General features: G+C 63.6%; 24 protein-coding genes. 8 read left to right on the top strand and 16 right to left on the bottom strand.

Going from position 1 to position 24,090, the window contains the following annotated elements; translation table 11 throughout:
- Position 1: 1 nt before the first annotated feature.
- From YUA_RS0110700 to YUA_RS0110670, 7 genes are all read right to left on the bottom strand, one after another.
- Positions 2-1,498 (bottom strand): sugar ABC transporter ATP-binding protein, encoded by a 1,497-nt coding sequence (locus YUA_RS0110700; RefSeq protein WP_027530684.1) that lies wholly within the window; start codon positions 1,496-1,498, stop codon positions 2-4.
- Positions 1,495-2,592, bottom strand: coding sequence for a hypothetical protein (locus YUA_RS0110695; RefSeq protein WP_027530683.1), 1,098 nt, complete (start codon positions 2,590-2,592; stop codon positions 1,495-1,497). Before YUA_RS0110695 ends, YUA_RS0110700 begins: the two co-directional genes overlap by 4 nt.
- On the bottom strand, positions 2,589-4,712 hold the full coding sequence (locus YUA_RS0110690) for an SMP-30/gluconolactonase/LRE family protein (RefSeq protein ID WP_027530682.1): 2,124 nt from the start codon (positions 4,710-4,712) through the stop codon (positions 2,589-2,591). Before YUA_RS0110690 ends, YUA_RS0110695 begins: the two co-directional genes overlap by 4 nt.
- 80 nt (positions 4,713-4,792) lie before the next feature.
- Positions 4,793-5,809: a sugar ABC transporter substrate-binding protein gene (locus tag YUA_RS0110685; protein WP_027530681.1), complete on the bottom strand. Its 1,017-nt coding sequence runs from the start codon at positions 5,807-5,809 to the stop codon at positions 4,793-4,795.
- A gap of 40 nt (positions 5,810-5,849) precedes the next feature.
- The gene (locus tag YUA_RS0110680) at positions 5,850-6,821 is read right to left on the bottom strand and encodes an ABC transporter permease (RefSeq protein WP_027530680.1); all 972 of its coding nucleotides are present in this window, start codon (positions 6,819-6,821) and stop codon (positions 5,850-5,852) included.
- A gap of 168 nt (positions 6,822-6,989) precedes the next feature.
- Complete coding sequence (locus YUA_RS50940; RefSeq protein ID WP_035970785.1) at positions 6,990-7,220, bottom strand: hypothetical protein; 231 nt, start codon at positions 7,218-7,220, stop codon at positions 6,990-6,992.
- A gap of 201 nt (positions 7,221-7,421) precedes the next feature.
- Positions 7,422-8,627 carry an ABC transporter substrate-binding protein gene (locus tag YUA_RS0110670; protein ID WP_027530678.1) on the bottom strand — a complete coding sequence of 402 codons (1,206 nt, stop codon included), beginning with the start codon at positions 8,625-8,627 and terminating at the stop codon, positions 7,422-7,424.
- A 164-nt stretch (positions 8,628-8,791) separates the two neighbouring features.
- Between YUA_RS0110670 and YUA_RS0110665 the strand changes: the two genes are divergently transcribed.
- Together YUA_RS0110665 and YUA_RS0110660 are read left to right on the top strand one after the other, a co-directional pair.
- On the top strand, positions 8,792-9,559 hold the full coding sequence (locus tag YUA_RS0110665; RefSeq protein ID WP_035970826.1) for a FadR/GntR family transcriptional regulator: 768 nt from the start codon (positions 8,792-8,794) through the stop codon (positions 9,557-9,559).
- Positions 9,560-9,628: 69 nt separating this feature from the next.
- Positions 9,629-11,224 (top strand): acyl-CoA synthetase, encoded by a 1,596-nt coding sequence (locus tag YUA_RS0110660; protein ID WP_027530676.1) that lies wholly within the window; start codon positions 9,629-9,631, stop codon positions 11,222-11,224.
- A gap of 26 nt (positions 11,225-11,250) precedes the next feature.
- On the opposite strand, the gene YUA_RS0110655 is transcribed toward YUA_RS0110660, so the two are convergent.
- A complete protein-coding gene (locus YUA_RS0110655) occupies positions 11,251-12,450 on the bottom strand; it encodes an MFS transporter (protein WP_027530675.1) in 1,200 nt (399 codons plus the stop codon).
- A 178-nt stretch (positions 12,451-12,628) separates the two neighbouring features.
- Between YUA_RS0110655 and YUA_RS0110650 the strand changes: the two genes are divergently transcribed.
- From YUA_RS0110650 to YUA_RS0110640, 3 genes are all read left to right on the top strand, one after another.
- A complete protein-coding gene (locus tag YUA_RS0110650) occupies positions 12,629-13,432 on the top strand; it encodes an MBL fold metallo-hydrolase (RefSeq protein WP_027530674.1) in 804 nt (267 codons plus the stop codon).
- Positions 13,433-13,588: 156 nt separating this feature from the next.
- Positions 13,589-14,608 carry an alpha/beta fold hydrolase gene (locus YUA_RS0110645; RefSeq protein ID WP_027530673.1) on the top strand — a complete coding sequence of 340 codons (1,020 nt, stop codon included), beginning with the start codon at positions 13,589-13,591 and terminating at the stop codon, positions 14,606-14,608.
- A gap of 15 nt (positions 14,609-14,623) precedes the next feature.
- Positions 14,624-15,571: a fatty acid desaturase gene (locus YUA_RS0110640; protein ID WP_027530672.1), complete on the top strand. Its 948-nt coding sequence runs from the start codon at positions 14,624-14,626 to the stop codon at positions 15,569-15,571.
- A gap of 72 nt (positions 15,572-15,643) precedes the next feature.
- Here YUA_RS0110640 and YUA_RS0110635 read toward each other — a convergent pair whose 3' ends face one another.
- Both YUA_RS0110635 and YUA_RS0110630 read right to left on the bottom strand, forming a co-directional pair.
- Positions 15,644-15,877 (bottom strand): hypothetical protein, encoded by a 234-nt coding sequence (locus YUA_RS0110635; RefSeq protein ID WP_027530671.1) that lies wholly within the window; start codon positions 15,875-15,877, stop codon positions 15,644-15,646.
- 137 nt (positions 15,878-16,014) lie between these two features.
- Positions 16,015-16,995 (bottom strand): YafY family protein, encoded by a 981-nt coding sequence (locus YUA_RS0110630; protein ID WP_027530670.1) that lies wholly within the window; start codon positions 16,993-16,995, stop codon positions 16,015-16,017.
- 87 nt (positions 16,996-17,082) lie between these two features.
- Between YUA_RS0110630 and YUA_RS0110625 the strand changes: the two genes are divergently transcribed.
- Positions 17,083-17,727 (top strand): glutathione S-transferase family protein, encoded by a 645-nt coding sequence (locus YUA_RS0110625; RefSeq protein WP_027530669.1) that lies wholly within the window; start codon positions 17,083-17,085, stop codon positions 17,725-17,727.
- A gap of 80 nt (positions 17,728-17,807) precedes the next feature.
- On the opposite strand, the gene YUA_RS0110620 is transcribed toward YUA_RS0110625, so the two are convergent.
- From YUA_RS0110620 to YUA_RS0110605, 4 genes are all read right to left on the bottom strand, one after another.
- Positions 17,808-18,593, bottom strand: a complete 786-nt coding sequence (locus YUA_RS0110620) for an enoyl-CoA hydratase/isomerase family protein (RefSeq protein ID WP_027530668.1) — start codon at positions 18,591-18,593, stop codon at positions 17,808-17,810.
- 12 nt (positions 18,594-18,605) lie between these two features.
- A complete protein-coding gene (locus YUA_RS0110615) occupies positions 18,606-19,715 on the bottom strand; it encodes a cyclic nucleotide-gated ion channel (protein ID WP_027530667.1) in 1,110 nt (369 codons plus the stop codon).
- 163 nt (positions 19,716-19,878) lie between these two features.
- On the bottom strand, positions 19,879-20,097 hold the full coding sequence (locus tag YUA_RS0110610) for a hypothetical protein (RefSeq protein ID WP_027530666.1): 219 nt from the start codon (positions 20,095-20,097) through the stop codon (positions 19,879-19,881).
- 119 nt (positions 20,098-20,216) lie between these two features.
- Complete coding sequence (locus YUA_RS0110605) at positions 20,217-21,665, bottom strand: TAXI family TRAP transporter solute-binding subunit (RefSeq protein ID WP_027530665.1); 1,449 nt, start codon at positions 21,663-21,665, stop codon at positions 20,217-20,219.
- Between the two features lie 401 nt (positions 21,666-22,066).
- Between YUA_RS0110605 and YUA_RS0110600 the strand changes: the two genes are divergently transcribed.
- Both YUA_RS0110600 and YUA_RS0110595 read left to right on the top strand, forming a co-directional pair.
- Positions 22,067-22,414, top strand: a complete 348-nt coding sequence (locus tag YUA_RS0110600) for a DUF3307 domain-containing protein (RefSeq protein WP_051383144.1) — start codon at positions 22,067-22,069, stop codon at positions 22,412-22,414.
- Between the two features lie 143 nt (positions 22,415-22,557).
- Positions 22,558-22,956 (top strand): hypothetical protein, encoded by a 399-nt coding sequence (locus tag YUA_RS0110595; protein ID WP_027530663.1) that lies wholly within the window; start codon positions 22,558-22,560, stop codon positions 22,954-22,956.
- Here YUA_RS0110595 and YUA_RS0110590 read toward each other — a convergent pair.
- Both YUA_RS0110590 and YUA_RS0110585 read right to left on the bottom strand, forming a co-directional pair.
- Positions 22,953-23,267 (bottom strand): YkgJ family cysteine cluster protein, encoded by a 315-nt coding sequence (locus tag YUA_RS0110590; protein WP_027530662.1) that lies wholly within the window; start codon positions 23,265-23,267, stop codon positions 22,953-22,955. The two genes, YUA_RS0110595 and YUA_RS0110590, sit on opposite strands and share 4 nt — an antisense overlap.
- 18 nt (positions 23,268-23,285) lie before the next feature.
- The gene (locus tag YUA_RS0110585) at positions 23,286-23,984 is read right to left on the bottom strand and encodes a YafY family protein (RefSeq protein ID WP_027530661.1); all 699 of its coding nucleotides are present in this window, start codon (positions 23,982-23,984) and stop codon (positions 23,286-23,288) included.
- Positions 23,985-24,090 lie beyond the last annotated feature (106 nt).

Raw genomic sequence — 24,090 nt, 5'->3', positions numbered from 1 at the left:
GTTAGTGGATCGCCGCGTACATGATCTTCTCCTCCGTCGCCTCCAGCGCGGAGAACTCTTCCACGACCTTGCCCTGGCGCGAGACCAGGATGCGGTCGGAGAGCGCCATGATCTCGGGCAAGTAGGATGAGATGACCACGACCGCCTTGCCCTCGTCGGCGAGCCGGTTGATCAGTTCGTGAATCTCGACGATGGCGCCGACGTCGACGCCGCGGGTCGGCTCGTCGAAGATGATCAGGTCCGGCTCCTGCACCAGCGACTTGGCGATCACGACCTTCTGCTGATTGCCGCCGGATAGCTCGACCACCTTGCCGTCGTCGCCGATGGCGTGAACCTTGAGCTTCTCGATCCAGGTCTTGCCGACCGTATCGGTTTCCCGTCGCGACAGTATCATGCGGCCCTTCGGAAACTTCGACAGCAGTCCGAGATAGATGTTGCGTGCGATCGAAGACGTCTCGAAGAAACCCTCGACCTTGCGGTCCTCCGTGACATAGGCGATGCCGGCCTTGACTGCCGGTGCCGGCACCCGGTAGCGCACCGGCTGGTCGTGCAACAGGATCTCGCCGCCATGGAAGAAGTCGCGCTTGAGCACGCCGGCGACGATCTTGAAGGTTTCGGTGCGCCCCGCACCGACGAGGCCGAACACGCCGGTGATCTGCCCTGCGAACACCGACAGCGAATTGTTCTTCACCATCGGCGCCATCTTCAAATTCTGCACCGTGAGCACGCGCGCGCCAGCCGGCCGCACGCTGCTCTTCCGCGCGCCATAGAGCGTGTTGGAGAGATCGCGCCCGACCATGGCCTGCACGATCGCGGCGCGGTCGAACTTGGCGACATCGTCGGTCACGACATGCTTGCCGTCGCGCAGCACCGTGATGCGGTCGGCGAGCAGCAGGGCCTCCTCCAGAGCGTGCGAGATGAAGACGATCGAGACGCCGCGCTTCTTGAGGTCGCGGACGAGGTCGAAGAAGTATTTCTTCTCCTCCGGCGTCAGCGAAGCCGTCGGCTCGTCGAAGATGATGACCTTGGCGCGGTGCAGGACCGCACGCGCGATCTCGACCATCTGCTTCTTGGCCGCGCCGAGGCCGCTGACGGTGGCGGTCGGCGTGACGTCGAAATTGAGCGATTGCAGAAACTGCTGCGCGGCGATGTAGATGCCGCGCAGGCGGTTGTAGAACTTCTCCTGCCCGAGAAACAGATTCTGCGCGACCGTCATGGTCGGCACCAGGCTGTTCTCCTGGAACACCATGGCGATCCCGAGATTGCGCGCCTCCAATGGCGTCTTCGGCGCGACATCGGCGCCGTCGACCGTCATGGTCCCCGAGGTCAGCGTCACCACGCCCGCCATCACCTTGGTGAGGGTTGACTTGCCGGCACCGTTCTCGCCGACCAGTGCGTGGATCTCGCCGCGGCGAAGGTCGAAGTCGACCCCGTCGATGGCGGGCACGCCGGCATAGAGCTTGGTAGCCTTGCGCAGCGAGAGTGCGATGTCGCTCATGGGCGAAACTCCTCGGCAAGGCCAGCAAGAGGCAGTCGCAGGACTCGGCCCGGTCCCTTGGCGATCAGAACGAGATCATCGCCCATCTCGATGGCTGCGACGACGCCGTGATTGAAGCCATCAACCCGGCTGTGCAGCGAATACAGTGGCTGGCCGTCCGCATCGAGGCGGATGACGAGGCCATAGGAGCGCGGTGGCGCCCACGGTTTGATGACGCCCATGGTCTTGATATGCGCGCCCTGCATCGGCTCCTTGAACGAGCGCCCGGAGCGCAGGCGCGGCGCGACCCAATAGGCCGGATCGATCTCCGCCATCATGCGGCGCCGGTAGCCGGGTTCGCGCAACACGAATTCGACCAGCTGGGTCCGCGCGGTGAAGGCGGTGAGCCAGTAACCGCCGCCAGAGGCCTTCGACAGTCGCGACGGATAGACCGGGAGGTGAGCGAGCACGACCTTCGGCGATGCGCCGGGCGCCACGAGAACGAGGCGGTGGCGCCAGCTCTCGCTGACCAGCATGGCGTTGCCATGGGCGCAGGCGCCGAAGGCATAGCCGAGCCCCTGGGCCAATCGTGTCACGGTCTTGTTGCCGGGATCCAGCTTGAACACGCGGCCGGTCCGATTGAGCTCCAGCAAGTCGCGCGCCCACTCGTCGACCCCGGACGTGGCCGAGCCGTCCGTCGCGATGAGCGTGTTGTCGTCCGCGAGCGCCAGCGCATTGACGGCGTTGAACGCGGCGTCGATGAACGTCACGCTCGGCTGCTCGGCCGAGGGGCTTGCGTACACACGCACCTCGCGTCCCCCGAGCGCGATGGCAAGGCCGCCGCCGGGAAGGACACAGAGCGCCGATATCGGCCGTTCGAAGCTGCGCACTTCCGATGCCGCGCCGGCGTTCAGACGCATCAGCCGCTGGCCGTCAGCGATGAAAAGGTTGCTTCCATCGACGGCGAGGTCTTCCGGCGCCTCGCCTGTCAACAAGGTCTTGGCTGATTCCAGCTTCTGGTTGGGCTTCAACGCGCCGTCGAAGGATGGCACGGTGATGGTGGCATCGCCGCGCCCGAGAAAGCGGTTGGCGAAGTCTCTGACCGCAGCGATCACGACTGCTTCCCCCACCGTTTGTCATACTGGACGAAGTTCGGATCGGCATTGTCGAGCTTGTAGCGGCCGATCCGGTTGTTGAGGATGCCGCCCAGATAGAGATAGCCGCGATGCTCGCGCATCGATGTGATCATCGGATGGTTCTCGCCGTGCAGGTCCCAGAATGACTCGACGATCTTGCCCTGCTCGTTGAACTTGACCACGCAGCCGGTGTTGATGTTGGGGAACAGCCATTCGTCGACCGGCACGCGCTTGGCCATGCGGCGGCGGAAGCCCGGCATCTTCCAGGCGAGGTCGAGCGAGGGGCTGCGCATGCCGACCAGCGCCAGCCAGTAATTGCCGTCGGAGGCGAGGTTGATGTTGTCAGGGTAGCCCGGCAGATTGTCCATCACCACCTCGACCGCGCCCTTCCTGGGGCCTGCGAACCAGTAGCGCTTGATCGAGCAGCCAAAGGTTTCGGCAAACAGGATCGACTGGCCGTCGCTGGCGACGCAGATGCCGTTGGGAAATTTGAGGCCGCGCAGCTCGGTGCGTGTCGTGCCTGTCTTGGTGTCGTACGAGATGATGCGGCCGTTGCCGCGGGCTTCCAGGCCATCGATCGGCCACTCGTCCATCTCGTAGCGCACAGTCGCTTCCGAGAAGAAGATCAGGCCGTCGTCGGTGATATCGAGGTCATCCGCGAGCCGGAGCCGGCTGTCGTCGTTGACCGAGCGCATGCTGCGGTTGGTCTCGTCGGTCGCCTTCTCCACCGTGCCGTCGGGCTTGATGCGATAGAGCCCCATGCCGCCGATGCAGACGTAGAGATTGTCCTCGCGGTCGAAGGCCATGCCGAGCGGCTGGCCGCCGATATGGGCGAACACCTCCATTTTCTGGTAGTCGGGCGCGAGGAAGCGCATGATGTCGCCGTGGCGTGAGCCGGCATAGAGGTTGTCGTGGCGATCGAGAATGACGTCTTCCGGCGCTTCGATGCGGCCAAGGCCGATCGCCTCGACGTTTCGCAGCTTGTCGTTCTGCTCGAATGGTCCGCCTTGCCCGATTTCGGTCGGTGGCGGCGGTGGCAGCTCATGATAGGTCGGCGCGACATAGACCTTGCTGATGATGCGGGTCCGGTTCTTCTGCCAGCGGATGTCGACCATGGCTGCGATGAGCAGGATGCCGGCGAGCGCCATGCGGTTAACGCCGCCGCGCGCATTCATGGTTGTGAGGCCGTTGGTGATCAGGAGCACGATCAGCACCCCGACCGCAGATTTTGCGACCGAGCCCTTGCCGCCGCCGAGCGTGATGCCGCCGAGCACAGTCGCCGTCAGCACGATCACCTCCAGGCCGACGCCGATGTCGCCGCCGACGGTGCCGAGTCTTGACGCGAAGAACAGCGCGCCGATGCTGGTCAGCACGCCACTCGCGACGTAGCAGAGCGCGATCGTGCGGCGAACGGGAATGCCCGAATTGTACGCCGAACGTCGCGAGCCGCCGATCGCGGTGATGTGCCAGCCCGGCCGCAGCCGGGTCAGGAAGATATGGCCGAAGATGGCGACGACGATGTAGACCAGCGCCACGGTGGGGATGCCGGAGACAGAACCTGCGCCGATGAAATCCCATGACGGGATATCTGGGAAGGCTGACGCGATGGCGTTGGAATAGCGCTGGATCAGGAGATCGTAGGCCGAGCGGTAGATGATCAGCGTGATCAGCGTGGTGATGAAGGCGCGCAGCCGCAGATATCCGACCAGGACGCCGTTGACGGCACCGAGCAGGGCGCCGCAGAGCAGCGTGGCGACCACGACGGCCGGAACCGGCCAGCCCGCGACGTCAAGCAGATAGAGCGCGCAGAAATCCGTCAGTGCGAAGATCGAACCGACGGACAGATCGATGCCGCCGACGATGACGACCAGCGCAAGCCCGAGCGCGATGAAGCCGATCTCTCCGGCCTGGCGCGCGGTGTCGGCGAGGCTTGCCGGCGACAGGAAGTTGTCGATGGATCGGCTGAAGGCGAAGCCGACGATCAGGAGAAGGATGACCGGGATGGCTGTCTCGGTCCATCGCTTGGACAGGATTTCACCGAGGAGATGATCAGGCCAGTAGCGGTAACGCAGGCTTGTCAGGGTGTCGCGCATCGGCATTCCAGCGGGGCAGGGGAAAGTGGGAGCGAGATTCCCGGGGACCTGAACAGCCCCCGGGGACCTCAAGCGTCGGCGCCGGCCTATTTCTTCAGGTCGCTGAGATTCCAGCAGGCCGTCTGGCTGTCGGCGTTCTCCTTGGTGATCGGAATCAGCGTGGTGTATTCCGAACCCTTGATCGAGCCGGGCTTCGCGCCCGACGACAGCAGCCATTTGATCGTGCCGGCCATCTGCGCCGCCTGGGTCGGCACGTCGTAGCTCATGTTGAGATCGAACGCGCCGGACTTGACCAGCTCGCAGGCGCCCTTGCGCTCGCCGCCGCCTGAGGTGGCGAGAAACACCTTGCCGGTCAGACCTGCTTCCTTGACCGCGGCTGCGGTGCCGATGTCCATGCCGTCCCAGAAGCCGACGATGCCGCAGAGATCGGGATTCTGCTTCAGCACCGTTTGCGTGATCGCCTTGGCCTTGGCGGCGTCCCAATCGGCGGCCTGGCTCGACACCACCTTGATCTCCGGATGCTTGGCGAGAACGTTCTCGACGCCCTTGAGCGTATAGGCGCTCGCCGCCGCCGACAGCGCGCCCTGGATGATCGCGATCTTGTTCGACTTGCCCTCGCAGGCCTTGACGACGCCTTCGGTCTGCCGCTCGCCGATCTCGACCCAGTTGGCGCCGACGAAGGCGGAGCTTCGATAGGCCGAGCCCATGTTGATCTGGATGACGTAGATGCCCTCGTTCTCGGCGCGCTGGAGCAGTTTGGCGTAGGTCTGCACGTCCGGATTGTGCACCACCATCACCGCCGGCTTCTCGGAGATCAGCGAGGTGACGGCCTGGGCGCCGGCATTGGTGTTCCAATTGGCATCGCGGATCACGAACTTGACGCCGAACGGCTCGAGCTCCTTCTTCAGCCCGGCGTACCAGCCCTCGGTGAGATCGAAGTTCATGGCCACCGGCACATAGGCCACGGTCTTGCCGGCGAGCGCCTCCTTGAACGGCTTCTGGAACGGCTCGTCCAGGCCCTGCTGGGCGAGAGCCGGTCCGGTCAGTGCCGCGAGAGCCAGTGCGGAAACGATTGCCTTTGTCGGATTGCCAAGATGTTTCATTGCTTCCTCCTTGGTTATGGTCGTCGTTCTTGTCGGTCGTTCAGATGTCGCCTTGCTGTGCCGTTTCTTCGTTGCGCGGATTCAGGAAGGAATCCGTGATGACGGCGAGCAGCAGCACCACGCCTTTGATGAGATTTTGCCCGGCGTAGGAGATGTCCATGATGGTCATGCCGTTGAGCATGGTGCCGATCAGCAGCGTGCCGATGATGACGTTGAGCACGCCGCCGCGACCGCCTGATAGCCCTATGCCGCCCAGCACGACGACCAGGATCACGTCGTAGATCAGCGTCGAGTTGAAGATGCGGGTCGGCATCGAATTGACGGAAGCCGCCAGCACGAGGCCAGCAAAGCAGCCGATCAGGGCGGTGATCACATATTGCAGGACAATGATCGGGCGGGAGGGAATGCCGGTAACGCGCGCGGCGTAAGGGTTGTCGCCGATTGCATAGATATAAGCGCCCCATCGGGTCTGGCGCAGCAGGAATGCGACCACGATGCAGGCGATCGCGAACATCCAGATCGAGGTCGGAATGCCGAGAACGGTGCCCTGTCCGAGACGTTCGAAGCCGTTCATGCCCGGGCTCCATTGCACGACGTCGAGTTGGAACAGCGCAGCTTGTCCTAGCCCGGCGAGCAGCAGGCCCGTTGCCAGCGTCGCAAACAACGAGGGCACCTCGGCATAGGCGATCAGCCAGCCATTGACGAGGCCGAAGGCGATCGTGAGCAGCACCGCGATCAGCAGCGAGAACGGCAGCGAATGGCCGTTCTGCACCATCTGAAGCACGAGCCCCGGGGGCACCGCGAGGGCCGCGATCAGCGAGATGTCGATGCCGCGCCCGATCACGACGATCGCCATGGCGAGGCCAAGGATGCCGAGCACTGCCACGTTCTGAAGCAGCGTCAGCATGTTCTCAGCCGTCAGAAAGCCGTTCAGGAAGATCGAGAACACGAGGAACAGCAGCGCGAAGACAACGAAAACGATCTCCTGCTGGCTCATTCGGAAACGCTTCATCGCCTGATCCTTGCTATGGATGTGCCATCGGCTTTGGCCTCGAGCGTAGCCCGCCGGACGTACATCCGCTGATAAGGCTGCCACTCGACAATGCGGCGCTGACGAAGTGGCCGACGCCATCGATGTATCCGTCGATCGACGTGCCGCATTTGCGATACTTGGCGCGCTTCACGTGCCAGTCCTCAGGCCGGAGATCTCCGCGAGCTGGCGCAGCGTGGTTGCGTGAAAACTATGTTTGTCGGAGAGCGCGAGAGTGGCGCCGGTGATGCGTGCTAGATTTGCGACGGCGAGCCGCGGCTTCTGCACGCGGATGGAGGCGCGATGCCGTTCCAGAATACGCGTGCACAGCGCTTCCGTCGAGAACGCATTCGTCCAAGGTCGCCGGCGAGCGAGATTCACGCTGCCTCCCCATATGTCATCCCGGACCATTTGGCGTTGTTGTTGATCCAGGCGTGGGCTTTGCGCCCTTGTCGTCATTCCTAGCGCAGAGACCGGTCATCAGAAAGGGGGCTGATCCAGAAATTTCTGAAGGAGTGCTCGCTGGTTTTTCCGCGTGATGCAATGTCGTGGAGCTGCCCGGAAGGAGGTAGGTCCACAAGCTCACTTCGCCAGCGGACAGCCGCCATCCTTCAGCGGACGGAAAGCCTGGTCGGCCGGTACCTCGGCGAGCAGCTTGTAATAGTCCCACGGCGCCTTGGATTCCTCGGGCTTCTTCACCTGGAACAGGAACATGCTGTGCACCATGCGGCCGTCCTCGCGCAAGCTACCGTTGTCGGTGAAGGCATCCTTCACCGGAAGCTCGCGCATCTTGGCCATCACAGTCTTGGTGTCCTTGGTGCCGGCGGCCTGCACGGCCTTGAGGTAATGCAGCGTCGCGCTGTAGGTCGCGGCCTGGTTCATTGTCGGCATGCGCTTGATGCGCTCCATGAAGCGCTTGCCGAAGGCGCGGGTCTTGTCGTTGAGGTCCCAATAATAGGCCTCGGTGATGATTAGGCCCTGCGCCAGCTTGAGCCCCAGGCTGTGCACATCCGAGATGAACATCACGATCGCAGCCAGGTTCTGGCCACCGGCGACGATGCCGAACTCGCCGGCCTGCTTGATCGCATTGATGGTGTCGCCGCCACCATTGGCAAGCCCGATGATCTTGGCCTTGGAGGCCTGCGCCTGGAGCAGGAAGGACGAGAAATCAGCTGTGTTGAGCGGATGCTTGACGCTGCCGAGCACCTTGCCGCCGGCCGCCCTCACGACATCGCCAGTGTCGCGCTCGATGGAATGGCCGAACACGTAGTCGGCGGTGAGGAAGAACCAGCTGTCGCCGCCATTCTTGACGATGGCGCTGCCGACGGTATGGGCGTTGGAATAGGTGTCGTAGGTCCAGTGCGCGGTGTAGGGCGAGCAGGATTTGCCGGTGATGTCGGAACTCGCCGCATCCGTCACGATCATGATCTTCTCGTACTGCTTCGACAGCTCCATTACAGCGAGCGCAGTAGCCGAGGTCGGCAGATCGATGATCATGTCGACGCCTTCGGTCTCCCACCATTTGCGGGCGATGGTGGAGGCGACGTCGGGCTTGTTGAGCACGTCGGCCGCAACCATGTCGATCGGCTTGCCGAACATCTGCCCGCCGAAATCCTCGATCGCCATCTTGGTGGCCTCGAGATTCCCCTGGCCGCCGATGTCGGAATAGACCGAGGAGAAGTCGGAGAGCAGGCCGATCTTGAGTGGCGTCTGCTGGGCGGATGCGGGGGCGACCAGGGCAACCGACAGCAAGCCGGCCGCAGACACGAGTGCCGCGATAGGTCTCATGGATACGTTTCCTTCCTGCGGGACTGTTTCGTCCCTTTGTCCGACAAAGTTAGGGCCGAGTTCCGCAGGAGTCAATTTGCTGCGTATGCGGCAGGAATGACGCAGTTTGACGCGCTATCAGGCCGATCCTATAGTTTGTCCGACAAACGCCATTGGAGCCGAATTTGCCCCTCGCACCTCTCTTCCGTCCGATCGATGTCGCACCGGCCTATCAGAAGGTTGCCGACGCCATCGAACGCGAGATCGTCAATGGCCGTATCAAGCCCGGCGATCCCATCGGGACCGAGCATGATCTTGTCCGGCAGTTCGGCGTCAACCGATCGACCATTCGCGAGGGCATCCGCGTGCTGGAGGAGGGCGGACTGATCAGCCGCGATTCCTCGCGCCGGCTGCATGCCTGCCTGCCGCGCTACAGCAAGCTCGCGAGCCGCCTCAGTCGCGCGCTGGTGCTGCATGAAGTGACGTTCCGCGAGCTCTACGAGGCCTCGATGACGCTGGAGATCGCCAGCATCGAAGGCGCGGTCGAGCGCGCGACCGAGGAGAACCTCGCCGATCTCACCGACAACCTTGCTCGCAGCGAGGCTGTGCTTGGCGATCCCGCGGCGCTTGCGGAATGCGACGCTGAATTCCACGTGCTGGTCGCAAAGGCCTCGCAGAACCGCGTGCTCCAGCTCGCGCGCGAGCCGGCGGCGCAATTGTTCTATCCGACCACCGAGATGATCGTAACTGGTGTGGCCGAAGGCGGCCCGCGCCTCGTCGCCGCCCACCGCCATCTCATTGACGCGATCCGCCGCCGTGATTGCGAGGTCGGCGTCCTCTGGACGCGCCGGCATTTGCAGGACTGGCGGCGGGGGTTCGAGAGGATCGCCTCGCTCGACCGGTCGGTCGAGCACATGTACATGGAGCACGCGCAGGCGGCCCGGCGCAGATAGCGCAAACAGGCAAGACGCAAGATTCGAAGCAATAAACTTAGCAAATAAAGACATCACACGGAGGGACGCATGACCGGCGACATCGGAGCCACCATCTCGAAAGCGCGCGAGCACTCCATCGGCGATCTCCTGCGCCGCTCCGCGGGGCGCGAGCCGACCAAGCTCGCGGTGAGCTGCGGCAGCGTGAGCTGGACCTTTGCCGAGATGGACGCGATCTGCAACCGACTTGGCCGCGGCCTGCTCGGCCTCGGCGTCAAGAAGGGCGACCGTCTTGCCGTACTCTCGCGCAATTCGCACGCCTTCGCCGCCCTGCGCTTTGCGGTGGCGCGGATCGGTGCGGTGCTGGTGCCGATCAACTTCATGCTCAATTCCGACGAGATCAATTTCATCCTGAAGAGCTCCGGCGCGAAGCTGCTCGCGACGGGACCGGATTTCGTCGAACCCGCGCGTGCGGCATCAGCCAAGGATTGCGCCGTCGAAAAGATGATCTGGCTGCCGGGCGAGGATTCCGCCACGGCGCCTGCGGGTCTCACCATCTTCAACGATCTCCTTGATGCCGACGGCTCGTACCTCGAGGCCTCCGTCGACAGCCGCGATCTCGCGCAGATCGTCTACACCAGCGGCACGGAATCCCTGCCCAAGGGCGCGATGCTGACCCATGAGGCCGTGATGTGGCAGTATGTCAGCTGCATCATCGATGGCGGCATGAGCGTGGACGACAAGTTCCTGCACGCGCTGCCGCTCTATCATTGCGCCCAGCTCGACGTGTTCCTGGGGCCTCAAGTCTATCTCGGCGCCTCCGGCGTCATTACCGGTAAGCCCACCGCCGACAACATTCTGGCGCTGATCCAGGCGCACAGGATCACCTCGTTCTTCGCGCCGCCGACGATCTGGATCGCGATGCTGCGCTCGCCGAATTTCGACAAGACCGACCTGTCAACGCTTCGGAAGGGCTATTACGGCGCCTCGATCATGCCGGTGGAGGTGCTGCTCGAGCTGCAGCGGCGTCTGCCCAACGTCAGGTTCTGGAATTTCTACGGCCAGACCGAGATCGCGCCGCTCGCGACCGTGCTGCGTCCCGAGGACCAGCTGCGCAAGGCCGGTTCGGCCGGCAAGCCTGTGCTCAATGTCGAGACGCGGGTAGTGAATACGGGGATGGAGGATGTGAAAGTCGGCGAAGTCGGCGAGATCGTGCACCGCTCGCCGCATCTGCTCTCCGGCTATTACAACGATCCCGTGAAGACCGCGGCGTCGTTTGCCGGCGGTTGGTTTCACTCCGGTGATCTCGCCACCGTTGACGCCGAAGGCCACATCACCGTGGTCGATCGCGTCAAGGACATGATCAAGACCGGCGGCGAGAACGTCGCAAGCCGCGAGGTCGAGGAGATGGTCTACCGTATTCCCGCAGTCTCCGAAGTCGCCGTCGTCGGCCTGCCCGATCCGCGCTGGATCGAGGCGGTTACCGCAATCGTCGTGGTTAAGACTGGCGAGAAGCTGGATGAAGATGCCGTCATCCAGCACTGCGCGGGCCAGATGGCGCATTTCAAGGTGCCGAAACGCGTGATCTTCGTCGACAGCCTGCCGAAAAACCCCAGCGGCAAGCTGCTCAAGCGCGAGTTGCGCCAGCGCTTCCTGGGCGGCGAGACGCTCGACAAGGCGATTTAGTAAGAATGGGGGAGAGGGGACGCGGCTCAATACTTCTTCACGTGCGCACCGAACGCCAGCCACAGCGCCATTGACGCGAGGCCGAAGCAGCCGAGTAGCAGGAAGGTCGGGCCGTAGCCGATCCATTGCGCGATCCAGCCGCCGAGCGCCGGGCTCAGGCTCGCGCCGACGCCTTGCACCGTAATCACGGCGCCCTGGCCGAGATTGATGCGGCCGGTGCCATCGAGCGAGCGTGCCACCATGCCGGGGACGGCGACTGTCTGCAGTCCGGTGCCGATGCCATCCAGCACCTGCATCGGCACCACGCCCCACCATCCCGTCACGAAAAAGGCGAGCACGCCGCGGATCGGCAGAAACATGAAGGACACCAGGATGACCGGCCAGTAGTTGCGCTTTCCTGCGACCTGCATGGCGACCAGCGACGTCACGACCATCACGCCCTGCGCAATGACGACGGTGGTCGCAACGAAGCTCGGGCCGTTGGCCTGTTGCTGGGCCACCGCCGCAAGGCCATAGAGCGGGATGATCGCCGCATTGCCCAGATGGAAGATGGCAAGCGCAAACGCCAGCACCAGGAGTGGCTTGTGCTTGAAGAGGACGGACATGGCGTCCGGCGGGTTCTTGCTCTCGTCCTCCTTGCTGCCGCGGGCCTGGCGATCATCGATGGATTTGGCGGGGATCATCAGCACGCAAGCGATTGCGATCGCACCGAAGGCGGCGGCGAGCACGAATACGGCGACATAGCCGAATTTGTAGCCGAGATAGCCCGACAGCGCCGCGCCCACCATGTTGCCTGCATGGTTGAAAGCCTGGTTGCGCCCGTTCAGCGCGTTGAAACCTTTTTGCTTGGCGATGCCGAGCGTGATGCCGGTGACCGCAGGCACGATCGCAGCGCTCGCCAGCGATTGCGCCACCTGCGAGAACGTTACCGCCCAGAAATTCTGCGAGATCAGGATGATGGCGGAGGCAAGCACCACGCAGATGCCGGGGATGACCACCCACAGCCGCTTGTTGCGGCTGGAATCGATGAAGCCGCCGATCGGCGTCGTGACCAGCATGCCCGCGACATTGCCGATCGTCAGCGCCGTGCCGATCAGCCCGGTCGCCCAGCCTCGCTCCTGGAGAAACACGCCGACAAACGGTCCGATGCCCGACTGCATGTCGGCCATAAAGAAGTTGACGGCGTAGAGAGGCCAGATACGGGGTGAGGAAGGGCGCGATGTCATCGAGACGCTGAACGTGATGCTACTAAAGGGGTCTCGTGCAAGCGGAGACGGCCGGCCAATTGTGCCGGGGCGGACCGAAAAGTAACATGTGCCAATCGCGTTGGTTCCTCCGGACTTGCGATTGGAGGGCGGCGATGTCACCTCACAGGTATCCTGTTCTCCTTTCTGGATCACGGCCATGCCTCTCTGGACCTGCGAAACCTGCGGCGCGCAATTCCCGGACAGCGGACAGCCACCGGCGTCCTGTCCGATCTGCGAGGACGAGCGGCAATATGTGAACTGGAACGGGCAGACCTTCCTGACCCGCGAGACGCTCGCCGAACGTCACCGCCTCGTCTGGCGCGACGATCTCGGCCTCACCGGCATTGCGCTTGAGCCGAACTTCGCGATCGGCCAGCGCGCGCTGCTCATCCCCGATGGCAAGGGACGCGTGATGTGGGACTGCATCCCGCTGGCAACCTCAGAGGCGATCGCGCATGTCAAATCACTCGGCGGATTGACGGCGATCGCGATCTCGCACCCGCATTACTATGGCGCCCTTGCCGACTGGAGCGAAGCGTTCGGTGGTGTGCCGGTGTATCTTCACGCTGACGACGAGCAATGGGTGACGCGTCCACACCCGTCGATCGTGCACTGGACCGGCGATCAACATCGTATCTCGGACGATGTTCTGCTGTTGCGCACCGGCGGCCATTTCGCAGGCGCCACCATGCTACACTATTCGCGCGGCGTGGAGGGCAAGGGCGCGCTGCTCACCGGCGATATCGCGCAAGTGACGATGGACCGCCGCTTCCTCAGCTTCATGTATTCCTATCCGAACTACATGCCGCTCAACGCCGCCGCAGTGCGGCGGATTGCAGCCGCTGTGGAGCCGCTCCCCTTCGATCGCATCTATGGCGCTTGGTGGAGCCGCAACATCGCTTCGGGCGCCAAGGCAGCCTTTGCGGCATCGGTGGACCGATACATCGCGGCCATTGCCTAAGCCAGGCGACAGTCAGAAATCTCCGTTGTCTCTGGTAAATAAATGTACTATTGGTACAGTTAGTACACGCAACGATGCGTTTGCTGGTCCGGCACGATCGATGCATCGTTGTCGCGGCGGGCGCGTTCTGCAGCCGCGTGGGCGGGAGTTGGACGCATGACCGGGCAGCGCGAGTACGAGATGTTTGAGGCCGGCGACGTCCCGCTTCAGTCGGGCGTCGTCTTCCCCGCGATGAAGCTCGCCTACAAGACCTACGGCACGCTCCGCCCGGCCAAAGACAACGTCATTCTCTATCCGACCTCGTTCAGTGCGCAGCACTTCGACACCGAGTGGCTGATCGGGCCCGACGGCGTGCTCGACCCCACCCGTTATTTCATCGTCATCCCGAACCTGTTCGGCAACGGCCTGTCCTCGTCTCCGTCGAACTCCGGCGATGCGCCATTCCCGGAGCTCACCTATCACGACGCGATTGCGGTCCAGCACCGGCTGCTCACCGAGCGCTTTGGCATCACAAAACTCGCGCTGGTCTATGGCTGGTCGATGGGCGGCATGCAGACCTACCATTGGGCTGCGTTACATCCAGATATGGTCGTGCGTGCGGCGGTCGTCTGCGGCAGCGCGCGCTGTGCGCCCTACAACTATGTTTTCCTCGAAAGCGTGAAGGCCGCGCTGACCGGCGATCCGGCCTTCCGCGACGGCCGCTTCGTCGAAAAACCTGTCGTCGGTTATCGCGCCATGGGGCGCGTCTACGCCGGCTGGGCGATGTCGCACGGTTTCTATCGCGACGAGATGTGGCGGGCAGCGGGTTTCAGCTCACTGGAAGACTATCTCGTCCGCGCCTGGGACGCGGCGTTTGCGCGGCGCGACGCCAACGATCTCTTGGCGCAGATCGGCATCTGGCAGCGCGGCGATATCAGCCGCGGCGCGGCCTTCGGCGGAGATCTCGCCCGAGCGCTGGCGGCGATCAAGGCGCATATGCTGCTGATGCCGGGCGCGACCGATCGCTATTTCGACGTTCGCGACAACGAGGACGAGCTCGGCAAGCTGACCAATGCGAAATCAGCCGTGCTGCATCCGATCCCGTCGCTGCACGGTCACCGCGCCGGCAATCCCGTCAACAATCCGCGCGACCAGGCTTTTCTCAAGGCCGAGATCGCAGAGCTCCTTCGCGAGTAAAGCAGGTCCCCGATCATGACTGACGCAATCGTTGCAGGGCCCGGCCATCGCCTGAAGCCGCTCAGCCCGGTGATGTTGCGCGAATTGTCGGTGCGCTCGAACCTCAGGGGTGCGGCGCAAAGCCTCGGTCACTACGGCATGATCGTGCTGGTTGGCGCGCTGATCTGGATGGTGTCGTCGCGCCATGGCGTGCTCTGGGCGCTGCCGCTGATGGTGCCGCAGGGCTATCTCGTCGCCTTCCTGTTCATGGCGGTGCACGAGACCGCGCACAAGACCGCGTTCAGGAGCCGCGGCCTCAATCTCGCGGTCGGCTATCTCTCGGCCTTCATCATCGGACTTCCTTACGAATATTATTGCCTGTTCCACTGGGACCATCATCGCTACACCCAGGATCCGGAGAAAGACCCGGAGCTGATCGTCGGTGCCAAGCCGGCATCCGACACGCAACTCGCGATCGCCTATAGCGGATTGCTTCAGGTTGCCGGCCGCCTCCGGCTGATGCTCGGCCATGCCGTGACCGGCAAGGTCGTCGTGCCCTGGATTCCCGAAAACAAGTGCGGCACTATCGTGGCCGAAGCACGGGTCTATGTCGCGTCCTACGCGTTGGTGCTCGCATTGTCGCTGTGGTTCTCGTCCGCGCTGCTTCTGTGGGTCTGGATCGTGCCGCTCATCATCGGGCAGTTCTTCCTGCGACCCTATCTCTACGCCGAGCACACCGGCTGCGAGCGCACTCGCAGCGCGTTCCAGAATACTCGCACGATCTACACCGCGGCGATCGTCAAATGGATTGCGTGGAACATGCCCTACCACGTCGAGCACCACGCCTATCCGTCGATCCCGTTTCACGCACTGCCGAAGCTGAACGGCATCGTTGACGGCGAGATCGTCTATCGCGGACGCGGCTATATCAGAACGACGCGCGAGACCTGGGCCTGGTTTCGCCGGCATCGGCAAATCAGCTAACCCTGAAGTCGCTCAGCTCAACGCAAAACTCCGGCCGCCGCGCGACCGGAGCTTTGTCGTGAAGGCACGATATCAGTAGATCCCGTAGGCGCAGACGTTCACGACGCGGACGCGCATGCCGTGATGGGTCTGGACGACGCGTTCCTGGTAGCAGTTGTTGACGCCAGTGTTGACGTAGATGCCGCCAAAGCCCCAGCCGGGACCCCAGTAATGATGGAAGCCGTGGGCCGACGCGGCGGTGGGCGCGAGTGCGGCAGCGCCGAGCGAACCGGCGGCAATCAGACCAAGTGCAAGCTTGCGAAACATTCTCATTCTCCAGTGTGGCGCGAGGCCGTTGTTGTGTCCCTGCTTCTCGGTCGGGCCGAAGCGTGATTGCGTTCACACGGAGAAGGGAGAATCGTGTTTCAGGATTGTTTCGTCGGCCGCGGCGAAAAGCGCCGCCGTTAGGCTTTCTGCGCCGCGCGATAGCGCGCGGCCATCGCCTGCGTCATCTCGGCCATCTTCTCGCGGAGATCGGCAGGCTCCAGCACTTCGGCTTCGGCTCCGAGCCGTAGCAATTCGGCCGCGGCATGCCACGAGGTTTTTCCGGTCGGCACTCTCGCAATGCGCCAGCCGTCGCCATCAGCGGCCTCTTCGAGCTGCGTGCGCGCCCTGACGTAAGGCTGGCTCAGTGCGTCGAGCAATTTGACGCCGAGTGGCGACAGCCGCACGATCGCGACATTCGGATGCATCTCGGCTTCGAGCCGCAGCGTCGCATCCTGCCAATAGGCGGCGAGATCAAAATCGGTGGGACGATCGAAGCGATCGTCGAGTGCTGTGCAGTCGAGCACCCGGGCGATGCGATAGGTGCGCACGCTGCCGTCGACTTGTCCCGCGAGATACCAGCTGCCGCTCTTCAGCACGAGGCCGAGCGGGGCGACACGGCGCTGCTTCTCGGCGCGCCAGCTCTGATAGCGGATTTTGATGAACGTCCCGCGCAGGGCCGCGCCGGCGATCGTGCGCAGATGCTTTGGTTCTTCTGCCTCACCGAACCAGCCCGGCGCGTCCAGATGAAAACGCTCCCGCATCCGGCCGGCATCTTCGCGCAGATTCGTGGGCAGCGCCGCCATCAGCTTGTTCTGTGCGGCGATCATCGCGGCATCCAGCCCCAGCGCCGCTGCCGGGCCTGGGAGCCCTGCGAGAAACAAAGTCCCTGCTTCGCTCTGCGACAGGCCATTCAGCCGCACGCGATAGCCATCGAGCAGGCGGTAGCCGCCCTCCGCGCCTCGGTCGGCGTAGACGGGGACGCCGGATGCCGCGAGCGCGTCGATGTCGCGATAGATCGTGCGGACCGAGACCTCGCAGGCCTCTGCGAGCTCGGGCGCAGTGACCTGCCCTTTGGCCTGAAGGGTGGTGAGGATCGACAGCATCCGGCTCGCGCGCATGATCCGTTAAACCATACCTGACACAGGATGTCAGGTATGGTCCGCTACAAGGTGGGCCATCGCAAGCCGGCCCGAGGGAGACCCGCCATGACCGATCCGAACCGCATCACGCTCTATTATTCGCCGCAAAGCCGGGCCACCGGCACTCGGGTGCTGCTGGAGGAGTTGGGCGCGCCCTACGATCTCCAAATCCTCAATATGAAGGCGGGCGAGCAGCGGCAGCCGGCCTATCTCGCCATCAATCCGCTCGGCAAGGTGCCGGCGATCCGGCATGGCGAGGCGCTCGTGACCGAGCAGGTCGCGATTTACATCTATCTTGCAGATCTCTTTCCGCAGGCTGGCCTTACGCCCGCGCTCAACGATCCGCTGCGCGGTCCCTATTTGCGCTGGACCACCTATTATGGCTCCTCCTTCGAGCCGGCGCTGATCGACAAGTTCATGCAGCGCGAGCCCGCGCCGATCACGCAGTCACCCTACGCCGATTACGACACCATGCTGGGTGCGCTCGGGGCGCAGTTGTCGAAAGGGCCGTATCTGCTCGGCGAGCGGATGACCGCCGCCGATATCCTGTGGGGCGTCGCGTTCAACTGGACCATGATGTTCGGCATCGTGCCGAAGAAGGATGTGTTCGTCCGCTATTGCGAGCGCATCACCTCGCGGCCGGCATTCCAGCGCATCAATGCGGCGGATGATGAGATGGCGGCACAGCATGCGGCGGCTGTGGGAGGGTGAGGGGAGCGGGCGTCTGCGCTTCGCTTGTCCGGGGCGACGACTGAGTGTGAGGCGCGTCCTCAGACTCCCTCACTCATCGCTCAAAACCGCGGCGCTCTTTTCTCCGCGAACGCCTTGATGCCTTCCTTGATCTCGTCGCCGCGCATGCTGTCGCGGTGGCGCTGGTCGGCAGCTTGCTCATCCAGCTCGCCGCGGGCGAATTCGTTGATTGCGCGTTTCATGCCGCGCATCGCGTTGGGCGCATTGCCAGCGAGAATGTTGGCGAGCTTGTCGACCTCCTCGTCCAGAAATTCCACCGCGACCATGGCGGTCAAATAGCCGATCCGCAGCATCTCCGGAGCGGTGATCTTCTGTGCGGTGAGAAACAGCTTCTTGGCGTTGTCGACGCCGAGCCTCGCCACATAACGTTTGATGCCGCTCCTGTAATAGTGCAGTCCGAGCCGTGCCGCCGGCATGAACATCTCGGCGGTGTCGACGCCGATGCGGAAATCGCAGGCGAGCGCGAGATCGGTCGAGCCGCCATAGACGCCGCCATTGAGACGGCAGATCGTGGGCACGCCGAGATCCTCCAGCCGGTTGACGACGACTTCGAAGGCTGAACCCGCGCTCTGCTGCTCGTTGGCGCTGACCGCCCGCTCGGCGACCGAATTGAGGTCATAGCCGGCTGAGAAGGCGCGTCCTGTGCCGGTCAGCACCAGCACGCGGATATCAGGGTCGGCCTCGACCCGGTCGAACAGTCTTAACAGTTCGCCGAGATCCTCCGCCTGGAGCCGGTTGAGATGCATCGGCCGGTTCAAGCGGATCGTAGCGCGGGCGCCACTGATTTCGAGCACGGGGCCACTGGCCGCGTCGGCGGTCTCAGACATTGTTGTCTCCACTTACTTGTTTTCGAGCGCGCGGCGCTTCGCTTCGGCATCAATGGTCTCGGCCAGATCAGGATGCCGCGCCATCAATACGCGGAAGTCGACGAGGTCGAGCACCAGCAGCCGCGACACTTTCGTGGTCGAGACATTGGCGCCGCGCATGTTGTTGCCGAGCAGCGCCATCTCGCCGAAGAACGCGCCCTCGCCGAGCTGTACCTTCTTGCCGGGGAGATCGACCTCGACCGCGCCGGCCGCGATGAAATACATGCAGTCGCCTTGCGCGCCCTTGCGGATGATCATGGTGCGCGCTGGCAGCTCCATGGTGCGCAGCATGTGGGTGACGTCGGCGATGGCCGCTGGGCCCAGCGCCGCGAAGAACGGCACCTTGCTGACGGATTCCCAGGTCTTGAGGAAGTTGTCACGCCGCGTTTCCGCCGCGAAACCGGTTGCCAGAATACCAGTCCAGAGGCCGAACACGCCGAGGCCGGAGATCATCACCAGCGCCGCCACCATGCGGCCGAGCGGCGTGACCGGCACGACATCGCCGTAGCCCGTCGTCGTCAGCGTGACGACCGCCCACCACAGCGCGGCAGGGACGCTGCCGAACGTCTGCGGCTGCACGTCCCGCTCCAGGAAATATTCGGCGACTGAGGCGAGGAAGACCACCATCAGGAAGATCACGAGCACGCTGACCAGCGGCCCCGATTCCAGCACCAGCACGCGGCGGAGCTGGCGCAGGCCGGGAATGCCCGGCACCACCTTCAAGACCCAGAGCACGCTCAGCAGCCAGGCGGTCTTGGGCTCGGCGCCGAGGATCAGCGCGACCGGCACGGCCAGCGCCCCCAAGGCGTCGACCAGCCCAGCGAAGGAAGATATGTAAAGGCCCAGCCGCCCCTGCCGCGCCATGTGGCGCAGCCGGACCAGCCATTCGAACACGAAATAGACGAGACTGGCGCACAGCAGGAAGTCGACCCAGCGGTGCGCCGCCTCATAGGCCGGATCGAGCGTCAGCAGCACCATGCTGACCACGCCGACGGTCACGGCCACATAGGCCGCCTTGGTCATGTTGCGGCCGGCGGTCGCGGCCACGAACTGGGCCAGAGCAGGAAACATTGGCTTGGACATGCGGGATGGTGGCTCGGTGCTGGTCCTTGCGGTCCCGGGCTGGGACTTGGGCGCCAAAGTGCCCGCCCGCATCGGGGCCGTCAACGACGGGCGGGCAGCCACACCATCCGCTCGGATCGCGGCGCGGATGCTTCGTCCACTATGGCTGGGGTGGTGCCGGGCGCTATTTGAAATTTGGAGGTTCGTCATAGCCGCGGCGGCTGCTCAGGAACAGCAACATCATCAGGCCGATGCCGACGACTAGGGAGAACCCCGCTCCCAGCGCCAGTGCCACATAACCCTCCGTCGGGATCGGGCCGCCTTCGACCGCCATGGCCGAATAGCCGAAGTAACCGACCGCAACCAGCATTCCCAGCAAGATGATGACAAGGAGCATACGCATGGTGCGTTCTCCCATTGCGCCGGAAACCAACAATTGTGGTGAGGAAACGGTTCCACGGGCGGCAGGCAGCGATTCGCCAAAAGGGCGAGTGTCCCGGCATCTCGGCGCGAATCGATAGGTCAGGCACTCTGAGCTGTCTTCACCACGACGACATTGCTGTCTTCGGACGGGGGGAGCGCGGCGGGGGCGGCGATCTTCTCGATCTCGCCGGCGTGGCGCTTCAGGTAGTCGCGGCGCATCCCAATGTCGTCGCGGACGAATTCGTAGCCGAGCTTGAACGTATCGAGGCCGTCGGTACTGATCGTGCCGTCGCGCAAGCCGATCACCGCGCCGCGCAAGATGCCTTCGAGCTCGTCCTGGAGGCACTCGAGCTGATCCAGCGAGTGGGCGTGCTCGATGCGCTCGCCGATATCGAGGATTGCGGTGGAGAGCTCGCTCGCCTTTTCCGGCGCGACGCGGGTGATCTTGGTGTAGATCGCGGCGAAAATCGAGCCGATGACGCTGAGCGCGGCGGCGCCCAGATACATCATGTCGCTGTACTTATCCATGAACGACTTGGTGTCGTCGTTGATGTAGTCGGCCGCGCCTTGATGTGCCATCACGAAGGCGTCCTTCTCGACGGAGGCCGGCTCGATATGGGTCGCAAAGCCGCTGTCGAGTCCGAGCGCGGATTTGTTCTCGTAGACGATGCGCGCGAGGTCGCCGGCGGTGGTCGCCGACATCTTGGATTGCGCGACCAGCAGCAATTCGAGACCGATCGTATCGAGATCGTCGTCCGGAATCTCGGGCGACGCGGACAGCGTGCCGGCTGTCAGCGTCTCGTCGGAAATGCCCGGGAATTTGCGCGCTAACGCCTTGGCTTCATCGATGGCATTCAGCGTGAAGCCGCCGCGCTTGGCGACCTGCTCATAAGCCTTGTCGCGCACGGCCTTGGAGGCGTGGACGACGGCAATCACCGCGCCAAAGCCGCTGGCCGGCGCGAACAGCTTGTCCAGCGTCGCGCCCTGCGGCGCCATCTGGATCTTCGCGGCGTCGGGGCTATCGGCGGGAATGTCGAGGATGCTGCGGACGAAGGCGAGGGACGAATCATTCTCGGCGAGAACCGCGACCTTCTTCTTCTTGAGCTCCGCGAGCGACTTGATCTTCTTGTTGCCGGGGCCGAGCAGCAGCACGAGATCGTGCTCGAGGATCGCAAGCGTGCGCGCGCGCAGCGGCACCTTGGCGTCGGTGCGCAACACGGCAAGATCGGCCTGCCTGCGATCGAACTGCGCGAGCGCCTTGGCGTTGTCGGCGTTGTTGACGATCTTGATCCGGAAACGTGAGGCGCTGTTCTTCAGCAGTGCGGCGAGCTTGGTCGCGAACAGCGCTTCGTCGCTGTTGGCAGCGCCGACGGCAAAGGTCAGCGTCTCCGAATTGTGCAACCAGGCGCGCCCGGCCCAGACTGTCGCCAGCGACAGCAGCAGGGTCAGCGCGACATACAGCAGGACCTGCTGCTGATTGGTCTTGATCACCTTGGGACGCCGGGGCGGCGGGAGCTCGGTCGACGAGGTCGGGCCTTCAGCACTCATGGCAGCACTCTGGCCTTATTCCTGGGATGGCGGGCGGCACGGCCATCGCCGGCGGCACGCTCGAAAAATTCGTAAGCGTCTGAAAAAAGAACGATAATCCTCTACCTAAGGATGATAGCGCTCAAGCGACGGAATGCAAATTCCGCGCCGAAGGTAACCCTACCCAACCGATCCGCGTCGTTTGGTTAAGCTATCACCGTTTAGCCACAGTTGGCGATTTTCCAGTTCCCCTGGCTGCATTCCGGCGCCGGAAATGTCATAAATCGGCGGTCCCGATGTTCTGGGGTCCAAGAAGAAGCTGCGCTGAACGCTCCATTTTTTCTTTCGAGTCAACGAGGGCGTCAGCTTTGTCGTTTCCACCTCTGTCATCGGCGGTTCCGGTCGAAGCGCTCATTGGCTGGATGTTGCTGCTCACCTTCAAGCACATCATCGCCGATTTCGTGCTGCAGACCGCCTGGATGGCGCACGGCAAGGACCAGAAGCACGGCTGGGCTTTGCCGCTTCTGGTGCATTGCCTGATTCACTTTGCGGTTGCACTGCCGCTGATCCTGATTGTCGCGCCGAAATTCTGGTTCGTGGCGCTGATCGATTTCCTCATTCACATCACGATCGACCGCGCGAAGGGACTGGTCTCGGCCAATTTCGGCGTCAACCAGGAGCACCCCTGGTTCTGGACCCTGATCGGCGTCGACCAGGCCCTGCACCATCTGACCGGCTTCGGTCTCTCCATCTTCATGGCGGCGAACTGAGGCCGGTTGTTTCCGATCCTCGGCCCGTCTGGGCCTTCTGATTCGCGGCCAGGGCGCAAGCACCCCGGGTGACTACCGCCCGGGGTGGTTAACCTTTCATTAGAGAATTGCGCTGCATCTTCCCCACACGAGGGAGAACTGCAATGTTTTCAAGCCGCGACGCTTATGAAAGCGATTTCTGCCCGGTTCGCGACGAACTCCTTGGCGAGATGTACCGCGCCAGCGAGGGTGGCCTGCCGAGGCTGGTTGAGAGTGTTTCCCCTGACGCGCGCGCCAGGCTGGCGCTGTTCTGCTATCGCCGCAGCCATCTTCATTCGCTGGCCGTCGCGATCGCAGGAAGCTGCAGCGAGCGCGACCTGATCGAGAACGGCGGCCGTGTCGGCTCGACGCTCTATGCGCTGTCGCGCGAGGGCTCGGCTAAATCGTCCCCGTCGCTGTCGGGCGGCCGCAAGCCGATCACGCTGTCGACCAAGCCGCTCTCGGTGTTCGCACCGCTGGACGACGAGATCGACGACGAGGTCGGCGAAGCGGTTCCGGCTTAAGCGGTCTCGATTACAGGCAGTCCGAACTTCCGCCGCGCCATCGCGCATTCGGCGTCGCCCGGCATGCAGGTGCGGCACACCTCCGGCCGCATCGCGTAGATGCCGCAGGCGGTCGCCTTGCCGATCTCGCCCTGCAACGCCGAACAGCGATCGCCCTCGCAGCGCATGCCGGATTGACGCTCGTTGACGAGCGCCTCTGGAATAGCTGCAAGCTCCTCGTCGCTCTCGATCGAGAAGCGGGGCCAGTTCTGCGAATAACCGCAGCAGGCGCCGCAGCTCTGGCAACAGCTCGACAGATCGATCTCTTCCATCGTCGTCACGTTTCCTTGTCAGGTATCCTTAGGCGGCCCCCAGACCAGGCTCTGCCGCCATTTCGCACGCAGCACGTCGCGCCGCTCCGGATATCTTTCGTCGAGATAGGTGGCATCTACGACGCGGTCGGTGCGGAAGCTGCGGAAATCGCTGCGCAGCTCGCACCAGGCCGCGAGCAGGCGCACGGCTTCGAGATAGCCGACCGAGATCGGCCAGATCATGCGCTCGCTGGGGCGGCCCTGCTCGTCGCGATAGCGCAGCATGATCTTCTTGCCTTCGTGGATCTGGGTGCGCGTGCGCGCCATGTCCAGGCGATCAGGCTCCCTGTTCCAGCTCGGCCGCGCGCGGCTTGCGGGCTCCAGCACGAAGGGGCGCAGGCGCTCAGGCACGGTGTCGGCGATCTTCGCCATCAGATCTTCGGCCGCGCGCGCCAGCGTGGAATCGGCATGGCCCGCGACCCATTGCGCGCCCAGCACCGCCGCCTCGATCTCGTCGGGTGTTAGCATCAAGGGCGGCAGGTCAAATCCCTTCTCGAGAATGTAGCCCATGCCGGCTTCACCGCGGATCGGCACACGCTGGCCCATCAGCGTTGCGATGTCGCGATAGATCGTTCGCTTCGAAGTCTCGAGCTCGGCGGCAATCGCGTCCGCTGTCAGCGGCTTACGGGTGCGCCTCAGCACCTGGATGATCTGAAACAGCCGGTCGGCGCGTCTCATGACAATTCTCTCATCGGGGCCAGATCAGAAAGCGGCGTGTCGCTGCTGACAGGATGTTGGCAGCAGGGGAGTTCTATACCGGGACAACACATCGACTGAAGAGGAT

The sequence above is a fragment of the Bradyrhizobium sp. WSM3983 genome, from assembly GCF_000473045.1.
Classification (GTDB): Bacteria; Pseudomonadota; Alphaproteobacteria; order Rhizobiales; family Xanthobacteraceae; genus Bradyrhizobium.
Note: the sequence above shows the minus strand (reverse complement) of the source record. Positions and strands in the feature narration are given on the sequence as shown.

Excerpts from the sequence above, each read along its gene's own strand:
- YUA_RS0110610 (WP_027530666.1), bottom strand. The coding sequence starts at position 20,097 with ATGCGTATGCTCCTTGTCATCATCTTGCTGGGAATGCTGGTTGCGGTC.
- YUA_RS0110600 (WP_051383144.1), top strand. The coding sequence starts at position 22,067 with ATGTTGCTGCTCACCTTCAAGCACATCATCGCCGATTTCGTGCTGCAG.
- YUA_RS0110660 (WP_027530676.1), top strand. The coding sequence starts at position 9,629 with ATGACCGGCGACATCGGAGCCACCATCTCGAAAGCGCGCGAGCACTCC.
- YUA_RS0110590 (WP_027530662.1), bottom strand. The coding sequence starts at position 23,267 with ATGGAAGAGATCGATCTGTCGAGCTGTTGCCAGAGCTGCGGCGCCTGC.
- YUA_RS0110615 (WP_027530667.1), bottom strand. The coding sequence starts at position 19,715 with ATGTCCAAGCCAATGTTTCCTGCTCTGGCCCAGTTCGTGGCCGCGACC.
- YUA_RS0110620 (WP_027530668.1), bottom strand. The coding sequence starts at position 18,593 with ATGTCTGAGACCGCCGACGCGGCCAGTGGCCCCGTGCTCGAAATCAGT.
- YUA_RS0110690 (WP_027530682.1), bottom strand. The coding sequence starts at position 4,712 with ATGCCGATGCGCGACACCCTGACAAGCCTGCGTTACCGCTACTGGCCT.
- YUA_RS0110655 (WP_027530675.1), bottom strand. The coding sequence starts at position 12,450 with ATGACATCGCGCCCTTCCTCACCCCGTATCTGGCCTCTCTACGCCGTC.
- YUA_RS0110685 (WP_027530681.1), bottom strand. The coding sequence starts at position 5,809 with ATGAAACATCTTGGCAATCCGACAAAGGCAATCGTTTCCGCACTGGCT.
- YUA_RS0110595 (WP_027530663.1), top strand. The coding sequence starts at position 22,558 with ATGTTTTCAAGCCGCGACGCTTATGAAAGCGATTTCTGCCCGGTTCGC.
- YUA_RS0110640 (WP_027530672.1), top strand. The coding sequence starts at position 14,624 with ATGACTGACGCAATCGTTGCAGGGCCCGGCCATCGCCTGAAGCCGCTC.
- YUA_RS0110625 (WP_027530669.1), top strand. The coding sequence starts at position 17,083 with ATGACCGATCCGAACCGCATCACGCTCTATTATTCGCCGCAAAGCCGG.
- YUA_RS0110650 (WP_027530674.1), top strand. The coding sequence starts at position 12,629 with ATGCCTCTCTGGACCTGCGAAACCTGCGGCGCGCAATTCCCGGACAGC.
- YUA_RS0110680 (WP_027530680.1), bottom strand. The coding sequence starts at position 6,821 with ATGAAGCGTTTCCGAATGAGCCAGCAGGAGATCGTTTTCGTTGTCTTC.
- YUA_RS0110645 (WP_027530673.1), top strand. The coding sequence starts at position 13,589 with ATGACCGGGCAGCGCGAGTACGAGATGTTTGAGGCCGGCGACGTCCCG.
- YUA_RS0110670 (WP_027530678.1), bottom strand. The coding sequence starts at position 8,627 with ATGAGACCTATCGCGGCACTCGTGTCTGCGGCCGGCTTGCTGTCGGTT.
- YUA_RS0110700 (WP_027530684.1), bottom strand. The coding sequence starts at position 1,498 with ATGAGCGACATCGCACTCTCGCTGCGCAAGGCTACCAAGCTCTATGCC.
- YUA_RS0110605 (WP_027530665.1), bottom strand. The coding sequence starts at position 21,665 with ATGAGTGCTGAAGGCCCGACCTCGTCGACCGAGCTCCCGCCGCCCCGG.
- YUA_RS0110585 (WP_027530661.1), bottom strand. The coding sequence starts at position 23,984 with ATGAGACGCGCCGACCGGCTGTTTCAGATCATCCAGGTGCTGAGGCGC.
- YUA_RS0110635 (WP_027530671.1), bottom strand. The coding sequence starts at position 15,877 with ATGTTTCGCAAGCTTGCACTTGGTCTGATTGCCGCCGGTTCGCTCGGC.
- YUA_RS0110630 (WP_027530670.1), bottom strand. The coding sequence starts at position 16,995 with ATGCGCGCGAGCCGGATGCTGTCGATCCTCACCACCCTTCAGGCCAAA.